Annotated in this window: 21 protein-coding genes; 2 read left to right on the forward strand and 19 right to left on the reverse strand. The window is 33.3% G+C overall.

Annotated elements, in window-relative coordinates; genetic code table 11:
• Positions 1-118: 118 nt before the first annotated feature.
• The 16 genes from atpD to Q0516_RS08850 all read right to left on the reverse strand — a co-directional run bounded on the left by atpD (position 119) and on the right by Q0516_RS08850 (position 11,883).
• Entirely contained in the window at positions 119-1,531 is a 1,413-nt protein-coding gene (gene atpD, locus Q0516_RS08775) for a F0F1 ATP synthase subunit beta (RefSeq protein ID WP_294466715.1), read from the reverse strand.
• A 28-nt stretch (positions 1,532-1,559) separates the two neighbouring features.
• A complete protein-coding gene (gene atpC / locus Q0516_RS08780; RefSeq protein ID WP_257480404.1) occupies positions 1,560-2,000 on the reverse strand; it encodes an ATP synthase F1 subunit epsilon in 441 nt (146 codons plus the stop codon).
• A 13-nt stretch (positions 2,001-2,013) separates the two neighbouring features.
• A complete protein-coding gene (atpG, locus tag Q0516_RS08785) occupies positions 2,014-2,883 on the reverse strand; it encodes an ATP synthase F1 subunit gamma (protein ID WP_257480405.1) in 870 nt (289 codons plus the stop codon).
• 11 nt (positions 2,884-2,894) lie between these two features.
• Positions 2,895-4,403, reverse strand: coding sequence for a F0F1 ATP synthase subunit alpha (atpA, locus tag Q0516_RS08790; protein ID WP_117532561.1), 1,509 nt, complete (start codon positions 4,401-4,403; stop codon positions 2,895-2,897).
• Between the two features lie 15 nt (positions 4,404-4,418).
• Positions 4,419-4,961, reverse strand: coding sequence for an ATP synthase F1 subunit delta (gene atpH / locus Q0516_RS08795; protein WP_257480406.1), 543 nt, complete (start codon positions 4,959-4,961; stop codon positions 4,419-4,421).
• On the reverse strand, positions 4,954-5,472 hold the full coding sequence (gene atpF / locus Q0516_RS08800) for a F0F1 ATP synthase subunit B (RefSeq protein ID WP_257480407.1): 519 nt from the start codon (positions 5,470-5,472) through the stop codon (positions 4,954-4,956). Before atpF ends, atpH begins: the two co-directional genes overlap by 8 nt.
• 38 nt (positions 5,473-5,510) lie before the next feature.
• Positions 5,511-5,765: an ATP synthase F0 subunit C gene (atpE, locus tag Q0516_RS08805; protein ID WP_007050962.1), complete on the reverse strand. Its 255-nt coding sequence runs from the start codon at positions 5,763-5,765 to the stop codon at positions 5,511-5,513.
• Positions 5,766-5,844: 79 nt separating this feature from the next.
• A complete protein-coding gene (locus Q0516_RS08810; RefSeq protein ID WP_257480408.1) occupies positions 5,845-6,648 on the reverse strand; it encodes a FoF1 ATP synthase subunit a in 804 nt (267 codons plus the stop codon).
• 22 nt (positions 6,649-6,670) lie between these two features.
• A complete protein-coding gene (locus Q0516_RS08815) occupies positions 6,671-7,078 on the reverse strand; it encodes an ATP synthase subunit I (protein ID WP_257480409.1) in 408 nt (135 codons plus the stop codon).
• A 79-nt stretch (positions 7,079-7,157) separates the two neighbouring features.
• Positions 7,158-7,394, reverse strand: a complete 237-nt coding sequence (locus Q0516_RS08820; RefSeq protein WP_257480410.1) for an AtpZ/AtpI family protein — start codon at positions 7,392-7,394, stop codon at positions 7,158-7,160.
• The gene (locus Q0516_RS08825) at positions 7,378-7,842 is read right to left on the reverse strand and encodes a dCMP deaminase family protein (protein WP_007050958.1); all 465 of its coding nucleotides are present in this window, start codon (positions 7,840-7,842) and stop codon (positions 7,378-7,380) included. The genes Q0516_RS08820 and Q0516_RS08825 overlap by 17 nt, the downstream gene beginning before the upstream one ends.
• Before the next feature lie 15 nt (positions 7,843-7,857).
• On the reverse strand, positions 7,858-8,310 hold the full coding sequence (gene rpiB, locus Q0516_RS08830) for a ribose 5-phosphate isomerase B (protein ID WP_257480411.1): 453 nt from the start codon (positions 8,308-8,310) through the stop codon (positions 7,858-7,860).
• A gap of 262 nt (positions 8,311-8,572) precedes the next feature.
• The gene (locus Q0516_RS08835) at positions 8,573-9,595 is read right to left on the reverse strand and encodes an L-threonylcarbamoyladenylate synthase (RefSeq protein WP_294466729.1); all 1,023 of its coding nucleotides are present in this window, start codon (positions 9,593-9,595) and stop codon (positions 8,573-8,575) included.
• Between the two features lie 303 nt (positions 9,596-9,898).
• On the reverse strand, positions 9,899-10,453 hold the full coding sequence (locus tag Q0516_RS08840; RefSeq protein ID WP_294466731.1) for a GNAT family N-acetyltransferase: 555 nt from the start codon (positions 10,451-10,453) through the stop codon (positions 9,899-9,901).
• An 8-nt stretch (positions 10,454-10,461) separates the two neighbouring features.
• On the reverse strand, positions 10,462-11,178 hold the full coding sequence (locus tag Q0516_RS08845; RefSeq protein WP_257480414.1) for an HAD family hydrolase: 717 nt from the start codon (positions 11,176-11,178) through the stop codon (positions 10,462-10,464).
• 27 nt (positions 11,179-11,205) lie between these two features.
• Positions 11,206-11,883, reverse strand: a complete 678-nt coding sequence (locus tag Q0516_RS08850; RefSeq protein WP_294466734.1) for an HAD family hydrolase — start codon at positions 11,881-11,883, stop codon at positions 11,206-11,208.
• 77 nt (positions 11,884-11,960) lie between these two features.
• Here Q0516_RS08850 and Q0516_RS08855 point away from each other — a divergent pair, with 77 nt between their 5' ends.
• Entirely contained in the window at positions 11,961-13,037 is a 1,077-nt protein-coding gene (locus tag Q0516_RS08855; protein ID WP_299237635.1) for a polysaccharide deacetylase family protein, read from the forward strand.
• 139 nt (positions 13,038-13,176) lie between these two features.
• On the opposite strand, the gene Q0516_RS08860 is transcribed toward Q0516_RS08855, so the two are convergent.
• Together Q0516_RS08860 and Q0516_RS08865 are read right to left on the reverse strand one after the other, a co-directional pair.
• On the reverse strand, positions 13,177-13,413 hold the full coding sequence (locus tag Q0516_RS08860) for a hypothetical protein (RefSeq protein WP_294466738.1): 237 nt from the start codon (positions 13,411-13,413) through the stop codon (positions 13,177-13,179).
• Position 13,414: 1 nt separating this feature from the next.
• Positions 13,415-13,957, reverse strand: a complete 543-nt coding sequence (locus Q0516_RS08865) for a hypothetical protein (protein WP_257480418.1) — start codon at positions 13,955-13,957, stop codon at positions 13,415-13,417.
• Positions 13,958-14,456: 499 nt separating this feature from the next.
• Between Q0516_RS08865 and Q0516_RS08870 the strand changes: the two genes are divergently transcribed.
• On the forward strand, positions 14,457-15,896 hold the full coding sequence (locus tag Q0516_RS08870; protein WP_294466743.1) for a GntR family transcriptional regulator: 1,440 nt from the start codon (positions 14,457-14,459) through the stop codon (positions 15,894-15,896).
• Between the two features lie 45 nt (positions 15,897-15,941).
• On the opposite strand, the gene Q0516_RS08875 is transcribed toward Q0516_RS08870, so the two are convergent.
• Positions 15,942-17,546, reverse strand: coding sequence for a CTP synthase (locus Q0516_RS08875; RefSeq protein WP_257480421.1), 1,605 nt, complete (start codon positions 17,544-17,546; stop codon positions 15,942-15,944).
• Positions 17,547-17,555: the final 9 nt, after the last annotated feature.

Here is a 17,555-nt window from a genome sequence, read left to right on the forward strand (position 1 = left end):
TTCTTATGCTTTACTATTATAATAAAACAAAGTATAAAAGTCAATAAATAACTTGATATTTAAAATATATTAACAACAAAAAAATACATTTATGAAAATTCATAAATGTATTTTTATATTACTCTTCTTCTTCTGATTGTAACTGTTTTGCTTTTTCTACAGCGTCATCTATTGTACCTACAAGTAGGAATGCCGCTTCAGGTAAATCATCATGTTTACCTTGAAGTATTTCCTTAAAGCCTCTTAGCGTTTCGGAAATCGGAACATAAGCACCCTTTAGTCCCGTAAACTGTTCCGCAACGTGGAATGGCTGAGATAAAAATCTTTCTATCCTTCTCGCTCTTCCAACGATAAGTTTATCTTCTTCACTCAATTCTTCCATACCTAAGATTGCGATAATATCCTGAAGTTCTTTATATCTTTGTAATATTTCCTGAACTCCCCTGGCAATTTGGTAATGTTCTTCCCCTACGACTTTAGGGTCTAATATTCTACTGGTAGAACCGAGAGGGTCTACGGCAGGATAAATACCTTTTTCACTTATTGCCCTGTCAAGTACGGTAGTAGCATCCAAATGAGCAAAAGTAGTTGCGGGAGCAGGGTCGGTCAAGTCATCGGCAGGCACATAAACCGCTTGAACAGACGTGATAGAACCGCTCTTTGTGGAAGTGATCCTTTCCTGAAGCGCACCCATTTCGGTCGCAAGAGTAGGCTGATAACCTACCGCAGACGGCATTCTTCCGAGAAGCGCTGAAACTTCACTGCCGGCTTGTGTAAATCTGAATATGTTATCTATAAATAAAAGTACGTCCTGATTTTCTTCATCCCTGAAATGCTCTGCCATTGTAAGTCCCGTAAGAGCAACTCTCATTCTCGCTCCCGGCGGTTCATTCATCTGACCGAAGCATAATGAAGTCTTATCCAAAACTCCAGACTCTTTCATTTCATAGTATAAATCGTTACCTTCTCTTGTTCTTTCTCCGACGCCGGCAAAAACAGATAGTCCGCCGTGTTCGGTAGCGATATTACTTATAAGTTCCTGTATCAAAACAGTTTTACCTACTCCGGCACCGCCGAACAGACCAATCTTACCGCCTTTGGTGTAAGGACAAATTAGGTCTACGACTTTTATACCTGTTTCAAATATTTCAGGTACAGTCTGCATTTCTTCGAAAGATGGGGCTTCTCTGTGTATCGGAGAAAGTTTGACATCGCTTAAGTCCATTTCTTTGCCATCTATAGGCTGACCTAAAACATTGACCATCCTGCCAAGTGTTTTATCCCCTACGGGAACCATTATCGGACTTCCCGTAGAAACAGCTTCCATCCCTCTTACAAGTCCGTCGGTCGTATCCATCGCAATACATCTGACCGTATTGTCCCCGATATGTTCACTTACTTCAATGATCAACTCTTCTCCATGATTATCTATTTTAATAGCTTCATTCAGTTTAGGTAAATCATTTTCAGTAAATTTAACATCTACGACAGGACCTACGACCTGGACAATTTTTCCTTTTCTATTTTCCATAGGATTTTGTCTCCTTTATTTGTTCTGACTAATATTTCTTATGTCTAGAAATACCTTCATACGTATTTGCTAAATCTATTCTTACTAAAGCTTTTCTCAACTTATGTTCGGCTTGAACGAATTCTCGCCTGTTATATTTGGTAGCGTGAAGTTTTTCTTCTGCTCTTCTCTTAGCTTCTTCCGCTCTTCTTATATCGATTTCTTCCGGCCATAATGCATCATCGGTAACGACCAATATCTTATTGTTTTCGACAAGGACGCTTCCTCCGAATAAAGTAGCTTCTCTTTTATTGCCCTTTAAATCCGTTATATGCATTATTCCGAGGTCGGCAAGCGTCATAATCGGAACGTGATTTTTCAGTATCGTCATCTCTCCGCTCGTCGCTTTAAAAGTAAACTTTTCTACTTCATCGTTATAGAAAGTCCTTGTCGGAGTCGCTATTTCTAAATGTAAATTTTGATCATTCATATCATATCTCCTCCTATTTTAAAGCTTCCGCACCCGATACTATCTCGATAAGTTCGTTTGTGATGCTTGATTGTCTGGCAGAATTATATCTTATTTCAAGTTCTTCCAAAAGCTCGTTTGCATTGTCCGTAGCCGCACTCATAGCCATCCTTCTCGAAGCTTCTTCACCTGCATGGTTTTCTATCATAGCTCCGTAAAGAAGACTTGTTATATACTGCGGTACCAATTCTTCAAGGAGCTCTTCCCCGCCCGGTTCTATAACAAGTTCACTCGTAACGGGAGTCCCGTCACTGTTATCTGCTTTTCTCGAAATAGGAAGGACAGTTGCACTAAGTATTCCCTGAGATACTACGGAGTTGAATTTGGAATAAATGATTTTTACTTTCCTTATATCTTCGTCACTGGTATATAAATTTATAACAGTACCGATGATTTTCTTGGCAACTCCGTAATTAGGTTCATCGCTTATACCGATGTATTCTCCGACTACGTCATAATCATTTTTCTTAAAGTAATCCGCACCTTTTGCACCCAGTGCAAAAATTACGGCATTCTCTTTTTCATCTCCGATTTCGCTTACCGCCTGTTTTATAACATTGGTATTGAATCCGCCGGCAAGTCCCTTGTCACCGCTTAAAACTACATATATTGTCTTATTTGCATTTTCTCTGTCTTTAAAGTAAATGTTATTTATATATGAAGTATATTTTGCGACTCTTAGCATCAGCTGATAAGTCGCATCGGTATAGTGACTTCTGCAAATCGCTCTTTCTTTTGCTTTTCTGAGTTTAGAGCTCGCTACCAGTTCCATAGCTTTAGTTATCTGCTTTGTACTCGAGACACTTTTCATTCTTCTTTTAATGTCTGCCATATTTTCAGCCATAACTTAGCTCCTTATTCTCGACCACTTAAAAATATACTTTTGTAGTCGTTTATTAGTTTAGAGATTTCTTCAACTAGCTCGTCATCAAAGCCCTTGGCAGTCTTGATTTTATCAAGAGTGGAAGGTGAATTTGAATGTGCATGTTCAATAAGTCCCTTTTCAAATTCTTTCATTTCATCAACTTCGATTTCTTTTAGGAAGTTGTTTGTAACCGCATATATTACAAGAACCTGTTCTTCTACTTTCATAGGAGAATACTGCTCTTGTTTTAACATTTCCACGATTCTCTTACCTTTTTCAAGGCTCGCTTTTGTGGATTTATCCAAGTCAGAACCGAACTGTGCAAAGGATGCAAGTTCTCTGTACTGTGCATATTCTATTCTGAGAGGCCCGCCTACTTTTTTCATGGTACTTATCTGAGCGGAACCGCCGACTCTTGACACCGAAATACCAGGGTTAACGGCAGGACGAACACCTGCATTGAAAAGTTCCGTTTCAAGGAATATCTGTCCGTCTGTAATGGAAATTACATTGGTTGGGATATATGCGGAGATATCTCCCGCTTGTGTTTCGATTATAGGAAGTGCGGTTATAGAACCGCCTTTTTCAAGCCTTGCAGCTCTTTCAAGAAGTCTTGAATGCAAATAGAATACATCTCCCGGATAAGCTTCTCTTCCCGGTGGTCTACGAAGAAGTAAAGTCATTGAACGGTAAGCCACCGCATGTTTACTTAAATCATCATAAACTATAAGTACATCTTTTCCTTTATCCATAAAATACTCTGCTATAGCACATCCCGAATAAGGTGCAAGATATTGAAGAGGTGCCATTTCACTCGCAGTAGCACATACTACCGTAGTATAATCCATGGCTCCGTATTCTTCCAAAGTACCTACTATCTGAGCAACGGTACTTGCTTTTTGCCCTATTGCAACATATACGCAAAGTACATCTTCGCCTTTTTGATTTAAAATAGTATCAACCGCTAAAGCTGTTTTACCTGTTTGTCTGTCTCCAATGATAAGCTCTCTTTGACCTCTTCCAATAGGAATAAGAGAGTCAATAGCCTTATATCCGGTTTGTAATGGAACCGTAACGCTTTTTCTGTCTATAACACCGCTTGCTTTTACATCGGCTTTCCTGTATTCTTCGGCTACGATACTTCCTTTTCCGTCTATAGGTTCACCGAGAGCATTTACTACTCTTCCGATTACTCCGTCACCAACGGGAACACTCATTATCTTACCTGTACATTTTACAGTATCGCCTTCAACTATATCAGTATCATCACCCAAAAGAACACAACCTACGTTATCTTCTTCCAAGTTCAAAACCATTCCATAAACATCACCCGGGAACAAAATAAGCTCACCCATCATTGCACCGTCTAAACCATGAACCCTGGCAATACCGTCACCAACGCTTAAAATAGTTCCCACAGATGTAGTTTCTATTTTTTTATCATAGTTTTTAATCTGCTCTTTAATTATTCTACTGATTTCTTCGGGTTTTAAATTCATTTTTATTTCCCTTCTTTAAACTATCTTTGTTTCTTTCAACTGTCTTTTAATTATGTCCAGTTCATTCTTTACGGATAAATCTATCATTTTTCCGTTTATATATAGTATTATCCCGCCTATAATATTTTTATCGACGCTTCTAGACAATATAATCTTCTTATTAAATTTATCCGAAAGTTTATTTTTTAAACTGTCAAGCAGTTCTTCACTCAATTCATTGGCACTCTTAACTTCAACGTTTAATATGCCGCTATGTTCTAAGTATAAATTTTTAAAATCCAAATATATAAGCTTGATCTCGTCTATCCTGTTTTTATCAACCAACAAGAACAGGAAGTTCTTTAGCATTATATTATCGTCTTTATCAAAGACATTATCTATTACTCTTTTTTTATCTTCTTTTTTGAAAGTCTCGTCAGATAACAGTGTATATAACTCTTCACTTTTATTAAGTAGTTCGTAAAAATCCGTGAACTCTTTATATACACATTCCATCGTGTTTTCTTCTGTGCATAATTCTGACAAAGAATATGCATACCTGTAAGAAGCACTACTCATAGCTTACCTCATCCAAACTTTCAATAGCTTTTTTGACTAAAGCTTCGTCTGCATTTTTATCAAGTTTAGTATCCAAGACCTTGCTTGTTATATCGAAAGATATATCGATAATGCTGTCTTTCATTTCTTTCATTGCAGTCTCTTTTGCATTTTCGATATCTTTCTTAGACTTAGCTTTTATCCTTCTTGCTTCTTCGTTAGCTTCCAAAATAATATTTTCTTTTATTTCTTTAGCTTCCTTAGTAGCATTATTAGTAATAGTTAAAGCCTCTTCATTTATACTCTTAACTTTTTCTTCATACTCTTCTCTAAGAGAATCAGCTTTAGCTTTTTCACCTTCAGCCTTGTCAAATTCCTCTGTAATCATTTCCTGTCTTTTATCGACGATTTCAATGACTTTTTCATAAAAGAATTTTTTAACCAATATAAAGAATAGTAAAAAGATAGCGCCCTGAATTAACATTTGGTAAAGCATTTCCGTTGAAAAGTTTATCAATGATCCGGCTAACATAAAATCACCACCTTAATATTATTGTTCATTACTGTATCTTAGCTAAAAGGTTTAACAAATAATAAGATTAAAGCGATAACCAAACAGTAAATAGCTGATGTTTCTGCAACCGCACAACCAACAAGTAATGTTCTTAAAATTGTTCCTTCAGCTTCAGGTTGTCTGGCTACTGATTCACAAGCCTTACCTGTAGCATTACCTTGTCCTACACCGGTACCTAATGCACCTATCATCGCAAGACCTGCACCTAGTGCTGAGAATGCTAAAATTAAATCACTTCCTGAAATATTCATTATTATTTCCTCCTTGAATAAAGTGTGTGTTTTGTTTTTTTATTTATTTTTATCCGGCTGAAAGTCGGGTAAAGACTGATTATTCATCCATTGCGGATGATATGAATACCATTGATAGCATACAGAATATGAATGTCTGTAAAATCCCCGCAAATAAGTCAAAGTATCCATGACAGAATGCTAAGAAGAACGATGGTATCAGTAATAAAATCGCAATGGTTTTTACAAATTTATTCTGCGTAAATTTATTTGGTTTACCAAATTTTATATATATACAAAGTATCAAAGTCGTAAAGAATGTAAACATCGCAGCAGTAGCCGAACCTAAAAAGATCGAATAAGCCAATGTCAAGATTATCATACCCCCGGTTATATTACCGAACAAACGAAATCCAAGTGAAACAGGATTTGCGATTTCTCCTATAATATTTATAGGAAGAAGGATAAATATCGGTTCAAAGAACGACTTTATATACTTCTTTATACCTTTGGATTTAATTGCAAAAAACTGAGTCAATATAAATGTAAGGAAACCCAGAGTAAGTGTCGTTGCCGCATCCGCAGTAGGAGGTCTTACTATATTTAAAAAGACGAACCCGCTTAGATTGGATATCAATAAGAATGCCGCAAGCGAAAAGAAATATGGTGCAAAACCAACATTTTTCTTACCCATGGTACCGCTCACAAAATCTCTCGTAGAAGTCACTAGAGTTTCCGCAATAACCTGCCTTTTTGTAGTCGGTCTTATCTCTAAATCCTTTTTTAAAAACATTAAAATAGCAAAGGTTAGAGCAAGAACAAAAACAGTCCAGATTATGGTATTGGATATGGGAATATTTCCGATTCTAAAAACTTCATTAACTGTGCTTATAGTTATACCCATTTTTTTCTTCTCCGTTTTTAAATTACTTGTTTTTTACAGTTCTAAGATTATATAAATACAGTACCACTCTAAGTGATAAAAGACCTATAATAAGCCCTACCGCATTTACTTTAATCCATTTGTTAGCAACAAGAAAAACTATTACTATAATAAGAAGCAATTTCCTTATTAAAGAGTGAATGTTGGCGTAGTTTACTGCCTGCTCCTTATCCAGCTTTATAGCGGTTTTAAGGTCCTGAAACAGCCATAAATGAAAGGCTATCGCAGTTATACATCCCGCCATTATTCCTAGGATTATACTCCTATCAAATTTAAAAAGCAATACTAAAACAACAAAAACTAAATTTAAAAAAAATGTATATTTACATATGTCGAGCTGCTCTTTATAAAGCTCTTCGACCGTTAAATTGTCATCTGTCTTATTTACCATTTTTAAACCTCATTTATGTATTTTTTATATTGCCTTTTATTTTCTTCCCGCCTAAAAAGGCGGGATATACTTATTGTTCTTATTTATCATTTATGAAGCTCTTAACTATATAATACATATTTCTAAGAGCCGCACATACACCAAGAAATAAAAATATCAAAGTCCATAAATTGTCTTTATGAAACTTATTATCCAGAAACTTACCGAAGAACAGACATAACAAAATCGTCACTACCATGGTAAGTCCCAGCTGTAATATTATCGATACCGCCTTTGCAATATCGGATATTTCATTATTTTTATCCCTCTGTGTCATATTTGATAACTTCTATTCCCGCTTCATTAAGTAGTTCCAAACTAAATTCATCGGGATAGCTTCCTTTATAAATAATTCTTTTGATACCCGCGTTGATAAGCATTTTTGAGCAGAGGATACATGGAGAATCTGTTATATAAATATCCGCTCCTTCTACACTCACTCCCATAGTTGCCGCCGAAATAATAGCATTTTGCTCGGCATGGGTAGCCCTGCAAAGTTCATGTCTTTCTCCGCTTTTTATATTATACTTAAGTCTTACACAAGTATCTTTTGTGCAGTGAGCAAGACCTTTCGGAGCGCCGTTGTAACCTGTAGAGATTATCTTATGGTCTTTTACGATTATCGCACCTACATGTCTTCTTATACAAGTAGAGCGAGTTTTAACGACTTCCAGCATTTCCATGAAATATTCATCCCATGAAGGTCTACTATCTACATTATTCATTATTTCTATTCCTTACTATTTATATACTTTTTCTTCGTATGCTTTTACTTTATTTACTCTGTTTTCGTGTCTTCCGCCTAAAAATTCTTTTTCATTTAGGTATGTTCTAAGAATTTCGGCAGCAAGTTCGGGACCTGTTATCCTTCCGCCAAGAACAATTACATTTGCATCATTGTGCTGTTTACACATCTTTGCAGAAAAACAATCAGTACAGTGAGCAGCTCTGATACCTTTAACTTTGTTTGCCGCGATACTTATACCGATACCTGTACCGCAAATCAAAATACCTCTGTCAAATTTACCTGCCGCAACATCTTCACATGTTTTTATAGCATAATCCGGATAATCAACACTTTCTTCGGAATTCGTACCGTAGTCTACGAAATCATATCCTTCTTTTTTAAATGTTTCGATTAAAAATTGTTTTAATTCATAACCACCGTGGTCACTAGCAATTACTATTTTCATTTTATTTACTCCTTTTTTTAGTGTATTTATATAAACTGCATAGCAGTTTTTAACATAATAACTATATGTCTTAATACCTTATCTTTATAAATTATATAAAGCCCACCCCAGGATTTAAATTCCTTTATTAAGGGAGGGGGTAATTGAGACTGTTTCAAAATTTATTTTGAAAATCCAGTCGAAATTTAGCCTTCGCGGCTTGAGCGAAGATTTTTTCGTTCTTTTTTATCTCTAAAAAAGGACTGGGGTTTAGGGCGAAGCCCTATAGGTATATAATATCCCCCGAAGCAGCCTTTAAAAGCCTGTTCATATATGCAAGACCTATACCCTTATTATCCATAGCCTGAACATAGATGATATCCAAATTTTCACTATCCATCTCCCTAAGCAAATAATAAAGATTTCTGCTTGCATCACTTATATCTTTGCCGAAAGATTTTAACTTGATTTTTTTATTGACAATCTTATGAATGATATAATTAAGCCCTATAAATCCTATATCATCTACCTTTATATCGTCCAAATAACTTATTATATCATCATCATTCCCATTAAGCACGATAACTTTTGTCTTAGGTTTATAATGCTCATATTTCATTCCCGGAGACTTAGGTAAGAGTGCGTCTTCGCTGTTATATCCGTAAACTTTCTTGCCTATGACTTTTTCAATATCTTCCCCGCTTATTTTCCCCGGTCTCAAAAGTTTTATTTTATCACCGGAAACATCTAAAACCGTAGACTCAAGTCCTATCGTAGAATTCTTTGAACAAAGTATCATATCGACTTTACCCGATAATTCCTCTACAAGATATTTTTTGTTTGTAATACTTGGTCTTTTTGAAATATTTGCACTTGGCGCCGCAATTGGAACACCGCATGCTCTTATAAAAGCATTGGCTTCCTTATCACTTGGCATCCTTATACCAACAGTATCAAGTCCGTTAGATACGCTGTTTGGAACTTTGGAAGATTTTTTCATTATAAGTGTCAATGGTCCGGGAAAAAATTCCGACATCAATTTCCTTGCGTCATCACTTACATATGTAACCAACTCATCTATCATACTTAAATCGCTTATATGTACTATCAAAGGATTATCGCTTGGTCTGTTTTTAGCCTTGAATATTTTCTTTACCGCTTCATCATCATAAGCATTTGCACCAAGACCGTATACCGTTTCCGTCGGGAACACTACCGTACCACCCACATTTATAACACTTGCAGCATCGCTGAAAATCTCTGTTAAATTGTCCTCTTTCGTAAGATCGTATATTTTAGTTTCCATAGATAATTCCCTTAAACAATATATTGTTAATTATATCACTTATTTCGTTTTTTACCTACTTTTTATGAGCAAAAAAACAAAAATATAGTTTCAAATATAAAGAGAAATAATCACTAAAAAAAGACGTAAATCAAACCACAATTTACGCCCTTGTAAACTAATTAAAATAGTTTTTTTAATTGTAAAATATCGCACCTGCAAATATAAATAAGTAAGTGATTTGTCTAAAAATAAATATTATTTTTAAACTATTTTTATTATAGACCTCAACCTTAAAATAACCTTAAAATTTATAATTATCGTTTAATTATAAAATTCATTTTTAAGAAGTGAATAATATAACCTATCTTCATATTCTCCATTATTATAAAAATACTGCCTTAAATTACCGTCATAATGAAGTCCGCATTTTAATATCACTTTTTTAGAAGCCTCATTTTTCGGCTTATGACATATCTGTACCTTGTTTAGCTTGATTTCATCAAACCCATATTTTATTACCGACATGCAGGCTTCCGATGCAAAGCCTTTATTTTGATATTTCTTACCTATACAGTACTCTACTTCCGCAAAGTGATTATCGGTATCTACAAGAAAATAAGAGATTTGTCCTATACATTCATTGTTTTCTTTTAGAATAACAGCCCACCTATAATAATTTAAATCCTTATAACCATTTATGTATCTATTAAGAAGCTCATTTACTTCACCTAAATTTTTATAAACAGGTTCGCAGTATAAATTTTGAACTTCACTGTCTCCTGCCCAATTATTAAAAACTTTCTCACAGTCTTCGGTCTTAAACTTTCTAAGTATAAGCCTTTCAGTTTCGATTGACCTTGTACCTATGGATAACATTTTAAATCCTATTTAAGCATTTTAAGTATCAGCTTAGCTTCTTCCATAATATCCTTAAGTGAACGTTTATTGAGGATATTCACAACTTCAACGACATTCATAGGCTCGTGGATAACATAATCGGCGCCTGCCTTTATAAGAGATTCACCGCCTCTGAAGCCCCAGCCGCAGCCGATAGAAAAGGCTCTTGCATTTTTAGCGATTTGTATATCCACTTCACTGTCCCCTATAAACACTACTTCATCATGGTGTATATCAAGAGTCTGCATTAACTGATTGCATGAAGCGGGATTTGGTTTTAAAGGAAATCCGGAATCTGCTGCTATTATGTGTTTAAATTCGATATCAGAAAAAAATTCATTTAATAAAGGTATCAATAACCTTGAAGGCTTGTTGGTTATAACACATATATCTATATTATTTTTTCTGAGAGCTCTTATGGCATGTCTGATATTTTTATACGGTTTGCAGTTTTCATTATAATGTTTTGAGTAATGATACTGAACTTCCACGTCCATTTCATGCAAAAGCACAGGGTCGTTCATGGTTTTCGGAGTTACAAGATTTATCATGTCGTAACAGCTTCCTCCGAAAATATTCTTGTACTCGTCTATGGGAACCTCATCGAACCCATGATTTTTTAGTACATGATTGATACAAAGAGCTGTATCAACCAAAGTGTCCATTAATGTTCCGTCAAAATCAAAAACGGCTGCTTTTATCATAATATTTCTCCTTTGATTTTATATATTTTATTGTTCATTTAAATTATTTACTATATCGATTATTTCCTTCGGAGAGTTTACTATATATTTTGCTCCGGCTTCTTTTAATTCTTCTACGGGTCTGAACCCCCAGCTTACACCTATTATATTTTCTATATCCCCGTTTATGGCAGTTTTCATATCCACGTTGCTGTCACCAATGTATATGCATTCACTGCTTTTTACATCAAGTTCATTGATGACATGCATGATACATTCTCTGCTTGGCTTGACCGGATACTTATCGGTTTTTCCTAAAATCACGCTAAAAGGATAATCACCAAAGACTTTTTTTAACATAGGAACAGTAAATTCATGTCCTTTATTCGTAAGAACTGCGACCTTCATACCTTTTTCAATCAAATTATCAAGCATTTCTTCAATACCGTCATAAGCACATGTATTATCCATATAGTGCTTTGCGTAATAATCATTAAACTCATTAAAAATTTTTAAAATCCATTCTTCATCATTTTTTTTATCTTCGGGAAGAATTCTAATGCATAAATTCCTTATACCGCTCCCAACAAAAAATCTATATTTTTCAACATCATGAATAGGAAATCCGTTCTTTTTTAAAACAGAGTTTCCCGCATTTGCAAGGTCAGTTAAAGTATTGATTATAGTTCCGTCCAAATCAAAAATCGCAGCTTTGATATTTTCCATTTTTTACTCCTAATCTTAATAAAAAATTTAGTGAAATTATATTTAATTTGTCATTCTTTTGGTATAATAATAAAGTTATGAATGAAGATATAAATACATCAATGAATAAAAATTTAACAATCCTATTTTCTTTAATATATATATTAATGTTACTTGTAACTTTAAATATATCACCTGTTAATAATTATAGCAAAGCTAATGAAAATATACAAAACAAAAATGAAAATACTTTAGTATCATCTGACAATACAAAAGAACCTATCAAATATTCAAAAAATAAAGAGGATAATGCTTTAACAAAAACTGTCTGCAAGGTATATGATTCAAGAGGTAAACTAGCTGGATATATAGATGATAACAAAAAAATCAAAATCATAAAAACTAAGGGAAATAAAGATATTATCTCATATGCGAATACCAATAAATTCAGTGTTTCAGAATTATTATCCTCTATGACAAATATAAATAACGACTTGTTTACCATAGGAGAAGTAAAAAAAAACGATATCAAATCAACAAAACTGAAAAAAATATATCTCACTTTTGATGACGGACCAACACAGATGACTTATAAAGTATTAAAGGTTCTAAAGAAAAATAATATAAAAGCCACATTCTTCTTTAACGGTGCCAAAGATAATGATGGTAAAAAAGTTATAAAAGAAATCGTGAAAGAAGGGCATTTACTTGCACTTCATACTTATTCCCACGATTATAAAAAAGTATATAAGAGTCCAAAAGCTTTCCTTAAAGATTTAGAAAAAAACAGGATCAACTTTTTAAAAGCCACCGGATATGATTGCAGGATCTTCCGTTTCCCCGGAGGAACAAACAATACTATTTCCTTCTCATACGGAGGTAAAAAAGTAATAAAAAAAGCTATTAAATTAACAAAAGCCCATGGATACGATTATGTAGATTGGAACGCATTTCCCGATGATGTCGACGCAAAAATGCCTAAGAAACAATATAACAGGATTATAAAGCAGGCAAAATGGAATGACGAAGTAGTTGTACTTATGCACGTATTTGATAGAAATACAGCTCTATCAAAAGGTCTTGACCATGTAATAAAAACGCTAAAAAAACAAGGATATACTTTTGACACTGTAGACAATTTAAATAGACCTGTGAAATTTGCTCCGGCTAAATAAAAAGAATAAATATAAAAAGCACCTAAAAAGGTGCTTTTTATATTCAAAAGATAATTAATTTTTGATAATACAGGTTTTATAAATATTCATTTTTAAATTACCAATTATCTAAATATTCATTTAAAATATATATCTTATTTTAAATACTTATTAAAAAATCCAATGCTTCATTAACATTATCAAATTCATATCTCTCCCCGGTAATATAATTTACCGCATCGTTCCATTCCTTTAAACTATAAATATTAGGATCAATACTTCTCAACTCGTGTTGTATATTATATAAATTTTCATTATATCTTAAATCGGATAAATACATACATCCGACTTTAAATGATAGATATTCCAATAAACCCAAATAGCTTTTATCCTTCATATCAATACTGCTCCTTAAGTTTCACTAAGTATTTATCATTTAAAATTGCCGAACGAATTAAATTAAGAAGCTCAAGTACACTTCTAAAAGCTACTTTTCTATGTCCTTTCCAAATAACTTCCCCCTGCCAGCTGCTATTACGTCTGTAAATAACATTTATATAAAAAACAATAATATCTTTTTTATTTGGTTTTAACGATTTAGGATCCCAATATTGAGTATAATTGTTTTTTTCTTTACCTTCACTTAACCATTTATCATAAAATTTTTTAGTATGCTTATATTCTTTATCAAAAAAAGTCCTAAGCTTAGTAAATGACTGAGGATTATTAAGTATGTCCATCATTTGATTTATCTTTAAAATCGCATCGTCAAAACCCAAAAAAGTATAAGGTTCAATAAAAAATAAATTATGTATAATCCCCTTTGGATATCCGTTATTTAAATCTTTTATTTTTAACATAAAAATCCTGCCGTTTGGGGGTATTTCTTCCGAATGGAAAGAATGTAAATTTGTTTTTTGAATTAAATATTTCTTATCCAAAAATATTCACTCCTTTATATTACTGAACTAAATTAATATCGATAAAGATAAAAAAAATTTACGTTTTAAAACAAAATGTTTACTTTTAGTTTATTAATCTTAATACCTTTAAATTTCAGATATTGATACATAATTTAATTAATTTGTGTCAATATTTATTTTTTTATTTCATTTTATATGTTTTTATCCTGCACTTTTTAAATATCATTTTTGTTACTAAAAGTAAACTTATAGTAACAAAATAACTTACTCTGTCCCTTTTTCTAAGATTATTTCAAGGGAAGCCCGAAGGCTTTTTAAATAAAACTTTTTTGCAGGGCTATGCACTACCACCTCTTCGGGGCTTCACTCCGCTCCTCACCAAAACTTCTTACCAATATTATTGATTTCACAAAATATTTTATAAAATTTAAAAGATAAAAAACAATACCTATTTGCAAAGGTAACCATATAGGTTTATTAAATTTGTGATATAATATAATAAAAAAGGATTTATAATATGGAAACAAAGTTTGATTATGTATATAGAAATTTAAAAGAAAAAATAATAAGCGGTGTAATCCAAAAAGGCAATCATCTATCATCTTCAAGAAAACTATGTGATGAATTTCAAGTGAGTATTTATACGATAAATAATGTTCTCAGTAAGCTAAAAGAAGAAGGACTCATTGTTATAGAACCGAGAAAAACTCCAAAAGTTATTTATAATACTAATAAAAACAATACATTAACGAAAAAAATATTATCTCATCGTGATATCCTATTACAAATATATGAAACAATGTCTTTGATTTTACCGGCTATTCTTACATTTTCGGCAAAAGGATTGGACTCAATAAATCTATTACCAAATTATATTCAAATTGAAAAAATCAAAAAAAGAGCACTTCCACCTGAAGAATGGAGAATAATATCAAATATTTATCTGGATATTTTAAAACACAGCGGTAATCCTTTATTTTCAGATTTATATAATAACTTTGAACTTCACAGCTACCTAAGCTTTTTTGCAGAAGAACAAAAAACTTATACGGGGATATGTATTAGAGATAATATCCCCGATATAAAACATTTAGCTACCGCATTGAATTTAAGAGATTCATATAAACGAAATGAAGATTTCAAACAAATTTATAATGAGGTATATTCAATAATAAAATATAGTTTAAAAAAATTAGAACAGACAACAAATGATATGCCTGAACAAACAGGAAGTTTTTCATGGGATATAAGAAGAGGTAAGGATTTCAGATATAGACAAATAACACAAGATTTAATAGATAAAATCGGAAGGGGCATATATCCTCATAATACCTTTTTACCTTCCGAAGCAATTTTGGCAAAAGAGTATAATGCTTCTGTTTCTACGATACGTAAAGCTCTATTAGTACTAAACAAAATAAAATTTACTAAAACCATAAACGGAAAAGGAACTTTAGTATTAACACCTAATGAATTATACATCTATGAAGCAAATAAAAACCCGGTAGAAAAAAGAAACTCATTATTATATTTATATGCACTTCAGTTAATGATATTGATAATTGGCGTTTCCTCAAAAAGAGCTGCAAAAATGTTCACCGATGAAGAAATCAATATACTGACAGATAAAGCAAAAGACGTAGATAACATATCATTTGATAACATATTGAATGAAATAATCAATAAAACTGATTTGAAACCACTTAAAGAAATACTTATACAAACAAATAAAGTAATCGAATGGGGATACTACTTATCTTTATACAATAATAAAACTCAAAGTATATGCAAGCTAAATAAAAAAAGTTTACAAGCTTGTTATTATTTAAAAAAGAAAGATTATGACAGCTTCGCATTCGAAATGGAAGATTGTTTCCGATTGATTTTAAAAGCTGTTCGTAAATATATGATAGAAATAAATAATATAAAAGAGGCTGAAGGTATTCTTATTCCATAATAACAATATTTTATTACACAAAAAAAGAGCATTAAAATGCTCTTTTTATTTTTCATTGTTTTCCAAAGCATGTTTTACAAATTCTCTGAACAAAGGATGTGCTCTGTTAGGTCTGCTTTTAAATTCAGGATGTGCCTGAGTAGCAACATACCAAGGATGATCTTTGATTTCAACCATTTCAACCAATACTCTGCTTGGTGATATACCGGAGATGATCATTCCCGCTTCTTCAAGCTTATCTCTGTATTCGTTGTTTACTTCATATCTATGACGATGTCTTTCGGAAATATGTTCTTCCCCGTATGCTTCGTATGCTTTTGTCCCTTCTTTTAAATCACAAGGATAAGCACCAAGTCTCATCGTTCCGCCTTTATTATCTATATCTTTTTGTTCCGGCATTAAGTCTATAACAGGATTTTTTGTGTTTTCATCAAATTCAGAACTGGTTGCGTCTTTTATTCCAAGAACATTTCTTGCAAATTCTATTACGGCAACCTGCATTCCAAGACAAAGTCCCAAGTAAGGAACTTTATTTTCTCTTGCATATTTAGCGGCAAGAAGTTTTCCTTCGACACCTCTTGTTCCGAACCCGCCGGGAACGATAATACCGTTTACGTCTTTTAATTTATCTTCAACGTTATCTTTAGTTATTTCTTCGGAATCGATCCAGTCTATCTCAACTTCGGCTTCATTTTCTATACCGCCGTGATACAATGCTTCCGCAACGGATAAATAAGCGTCTCTTAAAGAAACATATTTACCTACAAGGGCAATCTTAACTTTCTTGTTTATAGATTTAACCTTATCAACGACTTGCTCCCATTCGGAAAGGTCAAGTTCTTTTGCTGGTATATTTAAACATTTGATGACATAATCGGCAAGACCTTCATCTTCAAGAGACATCGGTACTTCATATAAAGTTTCAGCATCATAGTTAGGGATTACGGCTTCCTTAGGAACGTCACAGAATAACGCTATCTTTTCTTTGATAGATTCCGATACAGGCAGTTCACTTCTCGGAACTATGATATTAGGCTGGATACCAATACTTCTAAGTTCTTTGACCGAATGCTGTGTAGGTTTTGTTTTAAGTTCCATTGCTTTTCCAAGGTAAGGAAGCAGTGTAACATGTATGTATAATACTCTGCCCGGACAGTCACCTTTCATCTGTCTTATAGCTTCAAGGAAAGGCTGGCTTTCTATATCCCCAACGGTCCCGCCTATCTCACTTATTACAACATCCGCCCCGGATTCTTCTCCTGCGGCTTTAATGAAATCTTTTATTTCATTGGTGATATGAGGTATTACCTGAACAGTCCCTCCGAGGAAATCACCTTTTCTTTCCTTAGATATGATAGACCAGTAAATCTTACCTGTCGTTATATTACTTTTATTCGAACAATTTATATCTATAAATCTTTCATAATGACCAAGGTCCAAGTCGGTTTCTGCACCATCTTCGGTCACAAAAACTTCCCCATGCTGGAATGGAGACATCGTTCCCGGGTCAAAATTTAAATATGGGTCTAATTTTTGAATGAATACATTAACCCCTCTTGCTTTAAGTAATCTTCCTAAACTTGCCGCAGTTATTCCTTTACCAAGTGATGAAACTACTCCGCCTGTTACGAAAATATAATATGGTTGCATAATTAACTC

It is taken from the genome of uncultured Anaerofustis sp. (assembly GCF_938029165.1).
GTDB lineage: Bacteria > Bacillota > Clostridia > Eubacteriales > Anaerofustaceae > Anaerofustis.

Bases quoted from the DNA above. Each gene is read 5' to 3' on its own strand.
- atpD (WP_294466715.1), bottom strand. From the start codon at position 1,531: ATGGAAAATAGAAAAGGAAAAATTGTCCAGGTCGTAGGTCCTGTCGTA.
- atpC (WP_257480404.1), bottom strand. From the start codon at position 2,000: ATGAATGATCAAAATTTACATTTAGAAATAGCGACTCCGACAAGGACT.
- atpG (WP_257480405.1), bottom strand. From the start codon at position 2,883: ATGGCTGAAAATATGGCAGACATTAAAAGAAGAATGAAAAGTGTCTCG.
- atpA (WP_117532561.1), bottom strand. From the start codon at position 4,403: ATGAATTTAAAACCCGAAGAAATCAGTAGAATAATTAAAGAGCAGATT.
- atpH (WP_257480406.1), bottom strand. From the start codon at position 4,961: ATGAGTAGTGCTTCTTACAGGTATGCATATTCTTTGTCAGAATTATGC.
- atpF (WP_257480407.1), bottom strand. From the start codon at position 5,472: ATGTTAGCCGGATCATTGATAAACTTTTCAACGGAAATGCTTTACCAA.
- atpE (WP_007050962.1), bottom strand. From the start codon at position 5,765: ATGAATATTTCAGGAAGTGATTTAATTTTAGCATTCTCAGCACTAGGT.
- Q0516_RS08810 (WP_257480408.1), bottom strand. From the start codon at position 6,648: ATGGGTATAACTATAAGCACAGTTAATGAAGTTTTTAGAATCGGAAAT.
- Q0516_RS08815 (WP_257480409.1), bottom strand. From the start codon at position 7,078: ATGGTAAATAAGACAGATGACAATTTAACGGTCGAAGAGCTTTATAAA.
- Q0516_RS08820 (WP_257480410.1), bottom strand. From the start codon at position 7,394: ATGACACAGAGGGATAAAAATAATGAAATATCCGATATTGCAAAGGCG.
- Q0516_RS08825 (WP_007050958.1), bottom strand. From the start codon at position 7,842: ATGAATAATGTAGATAGTAGACCTTCATGGGATGAATATTTCATGGAA.
- rpiB (WP_257480411.1), bottom strand. From the start codon at position 8,310: ATGAAAATAGTAATTGCTAGTGACCACGGTGGTTATGAATTAAAACAA.
- Q0516_RS08835 (WP_294466729.1), bottom strand. From the start codon at position 9,595: ATGGAAACTAAAATATACGATCTTACGAAAGAGGACAATTTAACAGAG.
- Q0516_RS08840 (WP_294466731.1), bottom strand. From the start codon at position 10,453: ATGTTATCCATAGGTACAAGGTCAATCGAAACTGAAAGGCTTATACTT.
- Q0516_RS08845 (WP_257480414.1), bottom strand. From the start codon at position 11,178: ATGATAAAAGCAGCCGTTTTTGATTTTGACGGAACATTAATGGACACT.
- Q0516_RS08850 (WP_294466734.1), bottom strand. From the start codon at position 11,883: ATGGAAAATATCAAAGCTGCGATTTTTGATTTGGACGGAACTATAATC.
- Q0516_RS08855 (WP_299237635.1), top strand. From the start codon at position 11,961: ATGAATGAAGATATAAATACATCAATGAATAAAAATTTAACAATCCTA.
- Q0516_RS08860 (WP_294466738.1), bottom strand. From the start codon at position 13,413: ATGAAGGATAAAAGCTATTTGGGTTTATTGGAATATCTATCATTTAAA.
- Q0516_RS08870 (WP_294466743.1), top strand. From the start codon at position 14,457: ATGGAAACAAAGTTTGATTATGTATATAGAAATTTAAAAGAAAAAATA.
- Q0516_RS08875 (WP_257480421.1), bottom strand. From the start codon at position 17,546: ATGCAACCATATTATATTTTCGTAACAGGCGGAGTAGTTTCATCACTT.